Origin of the sequence: Rahnella ecdela (genome assembly GCF_019049625.1) — a bacterium.
Taxonomy (GTDB): domain Bacteria; phylum Pseudomonadota; class Gammaproteobacteria; order Enterobacterales; family Enterobacteriaceae; genus Rahnella; species Rahnella ecdela.
In genome coordinates this window covers 1-439 of the sequence record NZ_JAFMOY010000041.1, presented here as the reverse complement: position 1 = coordinate 439, position 439 = coordinate 1, and the positions used below count along the sequence as shown (strand labels likewise).

At 58.3% G+C, this 439-nt stretch carries 1 protein-coding gene; it reads left to right on the top strand.

Annotation, left to right across the window (positions count from 1 at the left end; translation table 11 throughout):
* Positions 1-423: AAA family ATPase (locus J1784_RS00185; protein ID WP_217147574.1), on the top strand; the 423-nt coding region annotated here is incomplete at its 5' end.
* Between the last annotated feature and the right edge of the window lie 16 nt (positions 424-439).

Sequence of the window (439 nt, the reverse complement as noted above, 5' to 3'; positions counted from 1 at the left end):
GAACAGCAGCAGAAATATCAGCAAACAGCAGCAGAAACAACAGCGGCTGAGCCGGAAAGCCTGATGCTGACTCAGCAGGAGATTGCCACCTGCTGGCAGGAAATCTCTGCGATTTATGTGGCACCGGCGGTGGAAACTTACATTATTAATCTGGTGGAAATGACCCGCCATCCGCAAGGTGTCAGCGACACGCTGGCCAGTTACATTACTTTTGGTGCCAGCCCGCGCGGCACGCTGGCGCTCGATCGCTGCGGGCGCGCACTGGCCTGGCTGGAAGGCCGTGACGCCGTGCTCCCCGAAGATATCCGTCTGATCGCTCCTGCTGTCCTGCGCCACCGGCTGATGCTCAGCTATCAGGCCAATGCCGATAACTGTTCACCAGACGACGTCGTTCGTATGTTGCTCGATGCCGTGGTGGCCTGATGGAAAACCCGCTGAC